We start from the raw sequence: 8,143 nt of genomic DNA, 5'->3' as shown, positions 1-8,143 counted from the left end.
CATGTATTACATTTATATCATAAATATCATGTTCAAGACGAATATCGAAGCCGATGATATTATAGGTACTTTAGCCAAAGAAGATTGAAAGATCTGCTTCATTCAAGTGATCAGATTCGCAATTACAGATGCAAAAATTACTGCCTGTCTGTTTAAAAAGGATCAAGTGCGAATTAAATGCTATAATATCTTCAATTTCTATTTGAAGAATCAACTTAAAGAATATCAAATGATTGACATAAAGTCAATTGGTGATCCCAACATTAAAGGAGCATTGAATAGATCTGTAAACTGTTCGTGTTACGTACTTGATTTAAAATGATATCACATTGTCCCATTTTAAAACCAAAATCCCAGTTGACGAACTTAGCAAAATATTATCGCAATTGACCTTACTTGAATTTACGCAACAGAAACAACAGTTTAAATGCAAAATCTAAAAATTTTATGAAGAAATGGATTTTAGACGCTTGCTATCATCATAAAGAATTGAAAAAGAACTAAATATCACACAAATGCAAATCATGGTCAATAGTGAGCATCCCCAAACGAGTGCAAAGAAGCAGAAAGATTAGCAATTTAGAAAATGATAATAATTTAAACTAAACAAATCAAAACAGATCTATCATCATCACATCAATTACCAATGAGGATTGCACTAAAATATTGAAATCACTTCATTTTCAAATTATCAAGCTTAAATGCTTTTGAATAATTAATATCAAATTTGGGCTTCGTTTTGAGCTAGAAAAAAGAAAATGACTAAATACTTTTGCAAGAAATTGGTTTTCCAATGAAAATACACATTTTTTATTTGATATAATTTGGCTTTGATATCATTACTTTGCAATTATTAATAGACGCTAATTTTTATAAATTGTTTTCACAATCATAACACGTCTCTTTTTTAGCAACAACATCAAGAACTTAACGGAGTTATCTTGATTTAGTTTGTGCTTCTTATTTTGTTTCTTTGAAAATCTTGAATTTGATATACAAATAGATATTTGAATAACACAAATTATGTGTTAGAATTATTCAGTACATTTTATTTGTGAGATAAAAGAGTTTAAGATTATATCATCAAAGTATCATTTAAGTTTCAAACTACATGAGAATTAGGACATGAAGCTATCTAGTATTACAAAAAAAATAATAAAGATGAAGCCACAGAAAATATTTGACGGTACAGAGAGATAACAAAGAAAATATCAAAAATCAAGAAACCATTAATAACCAATTAAAATCATTCAGATGTTTTTGGACAAATAGTTGTTTTAAATATAATAAATAATAAAAATCTACAATAATTTAATTAATGATAATTTTTGCTTTCGTTAAAATTTTGAAGTACTTTAGAAATATTCAAAATTAAAATTACTTGAAATTGAAATAATCATCTTTTAAATGATGAATAAACTATGAATTTTCGTAAATGCGCCCAAATCAGAAATCAAAAAGGACTATCAAAACTTTCGAAACAACGAATTTTGATGTGATGAGTGATGTTAATTATCCCTGAATTAAATATTTCGAATTGTACTAAGATTTATTCATCAATATTTGGTGTTTACGATGAAATTATAAATTATCGTGTTTGTTAACAAATAAAAGAAAAAATATGATACTTTTATTGAAAAGAAAAATATTTTCTTGTAAAAAACATATAATATTTTTAAATCCAAATTCGGAGTTAATTTTTGATTACCGAAAAAAACTTTTTCTTTTCAATAAAGTTAATGCATATTTTTTTCTTTGATTTGTTGTAATAAACTTTGATAATAATTTATAATTTCATCATCCAAACTTAAATATTGATGGATAAAATCTTGGGCACAATTCGAAGAAATATTTAATTCAGGGATAATTGCTTTTATCCACTCATCCACATCAAAATTCGTTGTTTCAGAAAGTTTTTGATAGTCCTTTTTGATTTCTGATTTGGGCGCATTTACAAAAAATTGTAAGGTTTGTTCATCATTTAAAAGATGATTGTTTTCAATTTTAAAGTAATTTTTAATTTTTTGAATATTTCCTAAAGTAGCTAAAATTTTTAACGAAAAGCAAAAAAAATTATCATTAATTAAATAATTATAAGATTTTTTATTGTTTATTATATTTAAAAAACAACTATTTTTGATACCCAAAAACATCTTTGAATGATTTTAATTGGTTGATGTGAGTTTCTTGTTTTTGTTCTTGCCCTTGATTTGTTTTTGATATTTTTTCTTGTTGTGTCTCTATTTTTTCATCCGTATTTTTTTCTATTGGCTGCGCTTCTATTATTTGTTTTTGTTGTACTAAATTAGCTTCATATTCTAATTGGGCTAAAATATTTGATAAGGGAAGTTCTATTTCTTTGAAACAAAAATAATTGGTTTTGAGCTTTTTTAAATGATGCAAAACGCTATTTTTGATGGCGTGTAATAAAAAAGCTTTAAAAAGCTACTTTTTTGCTCTAAAATAAAAATGTTTTGAGATAATTTGCTTACATAATTTGTGTGTTATTCAAAATATCTATTTTGGCTATAATATGACTAAATTCAAGATTTTTCAAAGGAAACAAAAAGATAAGAAGCACAAACTAAATCAAAGATAACTCCGTTAAGTTCTTGATGTTTTGTTTTTAAAAAAGAAAGTTGTGTTGCTTGATTGTGAAAAACAATTTTATAAAAATTAGCATCTATTAGATAATTGCAAAAGTTATTATTATCAAAAGCCAAATTAGCATCTATAAAAAAATGTGTATTTTCTTTCATTGGAAAACCACCCTTTTTGCAAAAAGTATTTGAGTCATTTTCTTTTTCTAACTCAAAAAAACAAGCCCAAATTTGGTGTGGTTGACCCGGATTTGAGCCAAAAAGCATTTAGAGAGTTTTGGTCTTTGATAATTTGAAAATGAAGAATTGTTTCTAATAGAATCAGGTTGGCGCCTTGTTCTTGAACTTTTGGAGCGTTATTCTCATTATTTTTAGTGGTGTTGTTGTTGATAGGTCTGTTTTGATTTGTTTGGTTTAAATTATTATCATTTTCTAAATTGCTATCTTTTTCTACTTCTTGCACTTCTTTGGATTTGGGGGATGCTTCCTTATTATTATAATTTGCATTTGTATTTGTGGTATTTGGTTCTTTTTTCAATTCTTGCATATTTGGTAATAGCTAAGCGTCTAAAATCCATTTCTTCATAAAAATTTTTAAGGTTTTTATGACAAACGTATTTGTATTTCTGTTTGCGTACAATCAAAGGGCAAGGGAACTTTAAGGTCAATTGCGGTAAGTATTTTGCTAAGTTCTAAATCAGCTTGGGAATTTTGGATTTTGGTTTTTAAAATAGGTTTAATGTTGTCTAAATTTTGCATCAAATTATCTAGGAATCGTATTCTTGTAATAACTTTTGAGCAGTTTAGGTCCTATTCCCAATACTCCTTTAATGTTATCAGAAGGATCACCAATTAAACTTTTATAATCAATCATTTGATATTCTTTAAGACCGTATTCTTCAAAAACAAAGTAGGAGGTGTATAGCATTTAATTTCACGCAATCCTTTTTTAAGCGAAACAAACAGTAATTTTTTTCATCTACTAATTGCAATAAATCCTGATCACTTGAATAAATAGATACTGTCTTATTTTGATTGCTTGCTTCTTTGGCTAAAGTACCTATAATATCATCGCCTTTCGTATTCGTCTTGGGATTGCTGATATTTAACGCCGATTAGGTCTAAATATTGTTTAATCAAAGGAATTTGACTAATCAATGCAGAAGGTGTTTCTGGTCTTCCTTGTTTGTAAGATCGTATAATTGGTGTCTTTTGGTAGGTTTATAGAGCATCAAAAGCTACTAAAATATAGCCTTTCGTTTTTTCTAAAATTTTTCAAACATTCTAATAAAAGACAAAAGAGCATTAGTGTAGATCCCTTTTTTATTTTGCAAAAGGGGTTTATATTTGCTTGCAGTTGCGTGATATGCTCGAAATAAAAGCGAATTGCCATCAACTAAAACTAAATGTTTCATTGTTTCTCCTATTTATTTTATCGTTTAGCTAATAGCCAAAATTGATTATAAGTTAATAATGATTGTGTTATTTATAAGTTACAAAAGGAAAATAATTAATATAATATTAAAAAAGAAAGTTTGGAAAACTTTTCTTAGAATACAAGGTTTTGTTTGGATTTTTATTTTATTGCGTTTATAAAAAGATTTTATAATTTTAATTATAATGATGTTTTTAATGAAGTCTTTAAGGAAAATCAAATCCATAAATAACTTTAAAAGATTTTAAGTCTTCAATTTAATGTCACTTTGCCCTTTGGGTTTCGTAAAGCTTTTATATTGATAATTGTCATCATCTAAAAGATATTCCATAGTGCGTTGTCCTGTTTTGAATTTATCAGTTAATTTTTCCAATGCATCATTAATTGTTGTTAATAAATATTCTTTTTGCAGTTGAGGTGATTGGTGTTTTTCTTTTTTCAATTAAGAATTCTAAGAATTTTTTTCACCATTTGTATCTAAGGGTTTAACTTCTATGTGGTAGTTGAGGCGTAATTTGATGGCATCGTCTATTTGATCTAAGTGATTGGTGGCTCCAATTACGAAAATAAAAGCATCAGGGTTGTGGGGCAGTGGTTTCTTAATGAAGTAATTTCGGCTTTGAAGGCGTTTAAGATGTCTTTCATTTTTTGGTCTTCTTGGTTGATAAGTTCCATTTTTTCATACTTGGTCGTATCTATCGATGAAAATTAATTCCATACCATTATTTTTGGTTTAGATGCCATTCAGCTCTAATGAAATCAAACATCGCTCTTATAATTTCCCCGATTACTTATTCGCGGGTTTTGGTGATAAAGTCGGAGGGGGTAAATTCAAAACAGCCTGCATCGGTGGAAGGGGAGGTTTGTCTTGCTTGTGACATAAATGCTCTTGCTAATAATGTTTTACCTGTTCCTGGGACTCCATGTAGTAGGAGTCTTTTGGGTTTATTGATTTTTTCCTGCTTTTTGGAACCATTCAGGATGAGATACCATTGCTAAAAAGCGATTACAAGTTTCTTTAAGTTTCCCACAATTATGTTTGCAAAACTTATATTGTTTACTATATCATCATTGTGCTTTACCACAACGTTGGGATACTAAAGGATGTGCGCTAAATTTAGTAGGAGGTTTATTGGCATCATATTGTTCCATTTGTTTTGATATTCTTTAAATTTTGTTGTTTGTATTGATGATATAAGTTATATGAAAAATAAATTGTTAAAGCGGTTGTTAAAATAAATAATAAAGTGCCAATAAAAATTTTAAAAAAAGTTTTTCTTTACTTTTAGTTAATATGTTCATATTTGTATTCCTTTTGGATTTTATAAAAATGTAGCAATTTTTAATCAAAAATGTAATTTATTTATTATTTAATATAACACAAATAATTATTCATTTTGTTTTAATTAATGATAAATTAAAGTTGATTTTATAAAAATATTAAAGGATACAAAATACTTAATAAAAAGATTTTATAATTTTAATTATTTATTATTCATATCACGAAAAAAGCAATCGGATCATTTTTTAATTTATCAAGATCTTTGATCATCAAAATGTTGCATTTGCTTAGCTAATTTTTTTTGTTGTTCTAAAAGGGTAATTAGCTTGTTGACATCACTTAATTGATTACCAGAACCTTTGGCAATTCTTTGTCTACGTCTACTGCTCAAAGCAATTAATTGAGGATTTTTCTTTTTCTTGTTTAGTCATACTTTGAATTAAAACTTCAAATTTATTAAATCCATCATCACCTAAACTGGCAGAAAGATTGTTTTATCTTACCACCTAATCCAGGAATAAGACTTAACAATTTGCTGAAAGAACCCATTTTTTAATGTTTTTAATTGTTTTTGAAAATAATAATAATTATAACTATCATCAAATAATTTTTCCATCATTTGTTTACTTTGATAGAGGATCAATTTATCGGTAACTGTCTCAATTAAAGTTAAATATCTGTTCTAAAGACGGATTACATTCTATGGGATTAAAGGGCTCCTAAACTGTCAATTGTCTCTGAAGAAGAAACAAATTTTAAAGGCAGATCTGTCATTGCTCTTGCAAGTAAAGCAGCACCTCCTTTAGTATCTGAATCCATTTTGGTCAAAAATACTCAGTTACTCTAGCAATTGTAAACGACTTCGAACGTGTAGCAGATTATTTGTCTAGAAAGACAATCCACAACTAACAAAATTTCTGAAGGATTGGCTTTGGCTTTAATTTTTTGCAATTCTTGCATCATTGTCTCATCAATATCAAGGCGCCCCGCAGTATCAATAATTACTGCATCGCCATCCTTCTTGCAAAGCATGTTTTAATCCTGCATCTACAATATCTAAAACAGCAGTGTCAGGTTTAGAAAAAACATCAATATTGATTTGTTTACCAATAACTTTTAATTGTTCTACTGCTCCTGGACGATAAATATCACAAGCTACAAGCAAAACTTTTTTACTATTTTTTTTACGCAACCAAAGAGCTAATTTTCCTACAGTAGTCGTTTTACCTTCCTTGCAACCCAATTAACATTAGTATCCAAATTACAATTAGGCTTAAAAGTAAGATCTGCACGAGTAGAATAATTTGAATTGAAGGTTTCATTTACGATTTTAATAATATGTTCTTTGGGGTTCAGTCCTTTTAAAAACTTCTTATTTTCAAAGTCTTTTTTTCAACCATTTTTGTTAAACTTATCAATAGCATGAAAGTAGGAACATCAGCTTCTACCAAAGAAACTTTAATATCTTGCATAATGTTTTGAATGTCTTGTTGTTCTAGGATTTTTTTCCTGAAGACAACAAGACATTCAAAACATGCCCAGATATTAAAGTTTCTTTATTAGAAGCTGTGTTCATTTTTGGTGTGACAATTTAATAATTATTGAAAAAGACTTCAGCAGGGTGAGACTATTTAATGTATTAAAATGGCTCTAATTATTTCGGTCTACTCTTGAATCTTACTAAACCTAATTATATTTGAATACTTAATGTGGTGTTGCAAATCTTGTGAAACACGTACTGTGAAAATTGGCTCTTTATTTATAAAAAACAGTAAAGAGACATAACTGTGATATTTATCATTAAGAATAACAAGGCTAATTAAAAGTTGACCGATAAGCAAATCAATATTGATATTTTTCGACACGACACTGCTGTACGATATTGTAGATGCAGACAAACATGCTGCAAGCGATATGATAAGTAATTATTGACGATATTGATGAACAATGATGCAGAATTGCAAGAAACCAAAGCCATGCAATCATGCAAAGTACATTTGAACAATGAACATCTTCAGGACAACAATCTGCTGAAACACTGCTCAGTCCTTTCGCCAATCAAGTAAATGAGTTATTTGACAAGATTCCCGTATACTAGGAAGTGCTGCTTCAGCAAGAGCAATGACAGATCTGCCTTTAAGTGACCTTCTTCAGGTATTATTGATTTAAAACTGCAATCTGATAGATAAATATCTTTTAAGATGGGAAGATATTTTAACTTTAGTGAACAGTACGATAAATTGATCTCATCAGGAAACAAACCTCGATGATAGTTATAATTATTATTATTTTCAAAAACAATTAAAACATTAAAAGTAGGTTCTCCTTCAGTGACAAGTCTTTGACTACTGGATTAGATGTAAGATGAAACTCTGCAGCCGTGATGATGGGCCCCAATAAATTTGATTTTGAACAATATATTCTGAAAGAAAATCCTCAATTAATTGCTTGAGCAATAGACATGAACCAGAATTGCCAAGGTATTCTGTAATCCAGGTAAAGTGATGTCAGCAAAACTAATTACCTTTTAGAATGTAATTAGCTGAAGCAAATGCCTTTGACATGATCCGTCTTTGATGAGTGGAATGATCCATTGCTTTTTCGTGATATGAATGTCAAATGGTAAATTATGAATCTTTTTTGTCATGATTTTTGTAATCCTTTAATATTTTATAGAAATCAACTAATTTATCATTAGTGAATAATTAATTTGTGTTATGATGGAAATAATGATAGTGCATTTTGATTAAAAATTGCTGCATTTTATAAAATCAAAAATATGGTATATTGGCTAAAGTAAAACTTTGGGATTTTGTGTCACTGTCA

Annotated in this window: 11 protein-coding genes and 1 pseudogene; all 12 read right to left on the bottom strand. The window is 28.2% G+C overall.

Features of this window, described 5'->3' with window-relative positions:
* Nucleotides 1-1,736: 1,736 nt before the first annotated feature.
* Nucleotides 1,737-2,147, bottom strand: a complete 411-nt coding sequence (locus ACEW7V_RS00635; protein WP_374695553.1) for a hypothetical protein — start codon at nt 2,145-2,147, stop codon at nt 1,737-1,739.
* Nucleotides 2,131-2,403 (bottom strand): hypothetical protein, encoded by a 273-nt coding sequence (locus ACEW7V_RS00630; protein ID WP_374695552.1) that lies wholly within the window; start codon nt 2,401-2,403, stop codon nt 2,131-2,133. The genes ACEW7V_RS00635 and ACEW7V_RS00630 overlap by 17 nt, the downstream gene beginning before the upstream one ends.
* 140 nt (nt 2,404-2,543) lie before the next feature.
* On the bottom strand, nt 2,544-2,759 hold the full coding sequence (locus ACEW7V_RS00625) for a hypothetical protein (protein ID WP_374695551.1): 216 nt from the start codon (nt 2,757-2,759) through the stop codon (nt 2,544-2,546).
* A gap of 52 nt (nt 2,760-2,811) precedes the next feature.
* A complete protein-coding gene (locus ACEW7V_RS00620) occupies nt 2,812-3,147 on the bottom strand; it encodes a hypothetical protein (RefSeq protein WP_374695550.1) in 336 nt (111 codons plus the stop codon).
* A gap of 56 nt (nt 3,148-3,203) precedes the next feature.
* Nucleotides 3,204-3,359 carry a hypothetical protein gene (locus tag ACEW7V_RS00615; RefSeq protein WP_374695549.1) on the bottom strand — a complete coding sequence of 52 codons (156 nt, stop codon included), beginning with the start codon at nt 3,357-3,359 and terminating at the stop codon, nt 3,204-3,206.
* 140 nt (nt 3,360-3,499) lie between these two features.
* Nucleotides 3,500-3,664: a hypothetical protein gene (locus ACEW7V_RS00610; protein ID WP_374695710.1), complete on the bottom strand. Its 165-nt coding sequence runs from the start codon at nt 3,662-3,664 to the stop codon at nt 3,500-3,502.
* A 201-nt stretch (nt 3,665-3,865) separates the two neighbouring features.
* Nucleotides 3,866-4,015 (bottom strand): hypothetical protein, encoded by a 150-nt coding sequence (locus tag ACEW7V_RS00605; RefSeq protein ID WP_374695548.1) that lies wholly within the window; start codon nt 4,013-4,015, stop codon nt 3,866-3,868.
* 264 nt (nt 4,016-4,279) lie between these two features.
* Nucleotides 4,280-4,477, bottom strand: a complete 198-nt coding sequence (locus ACEW7V_RS00600; RefSeq protein ID WP_374695547.1) for a hypothetical protein — start codon at nt 4,475-4,477, stop codon at nt 4,280-4,282.
* 349 nt (nt 4,478-4,826) lie between these two features.
* On the bottom strand, nt 4,827-4,988 hold the full coding sequence (locus ACEW7V_RS00595; protein WP_374695709.1) for an AAA family ATPase: 162 nt from the start codon (nt 4,986-4,988) through the stop codon (nt 4,827-4,829).
* A 582-nt stretch (nt 4,989-5,570) separates the two neighbouring features.
* Nucleotides 5,571-5,708 carry a hypothetical protein gene (locus ACEW7V_RS00590; RefSeq protein WP_374695546.1) on the bottom strand — a complete coding sequence of 46 codons (138 nt, stop codon included), beginning with the start codon at nt 5,706-5,708 and terminating at the stop codon, nt 5,571-5,573.
* A gap of 317 nt (nt 5,709-6,025) precedes the next feature.
* Nucleotides 6,026-6,280 (bottom strand): annotated as a pseudogene (locus ACEW7V_RS00585) (hypothetical protein).
* 31 nt (nt 6,281-6,311) lie between these two features.
* Nucleotides 6,312-6,560: a hypothetical protein gene (locus tag ACEW7V_RS00580; protein ID WP_374695545.1), complete on the bottom strand. Its 249-nt coding sequence runs from the start codon at nt 6,558-6,560 to the stop codon at nt 6,312-6,314.
* Nucleotides 6,561-8,143: the final 1,583 nt, after the last annotated feature.

This window comes from Areca yellow leaf disease phytoplasma (assembly GCF_041920595.1).
The sequence above is the reverse complement of the archived record's forward strand: the minus strand, read 5'-3'. Positions and strand labels throughout refer to the sequence as shown.

Excerpts from the sequence above, each read along its gene's own strand:
- ACEW7V_RS00625 (WP_374695551.1), bottom strand. The coding sequence starts at position 2,759 with ATGAAAGAAAATACACATTTTTTTATAGATGCTAATTTGGCTTTTGAT.
- ACEW7V_RS00620 (WP_374695550.1), bottom strand. The coding sequence starts at position 3,147 with ATGCAAGAATTGAAAAAAGAACCAAATACCACAAATACAAATGCAAAT.
- ACEW7V_RS00615 (WP_374695549.1), bottom strand. The coding sequence starts at position 3,359 with ATGCAAAATTTAGACAACATTAAACCTATTTTAAAAACCAAAATCCAA.
- ACEW7V_RS00605 (WP_374695548.1), bottom strand. The coding sequence starts at position 4,015 with ATGAAACATTTAGTTTTAGTTGATGGCAATTCGCTTTTATTTCGAGCA.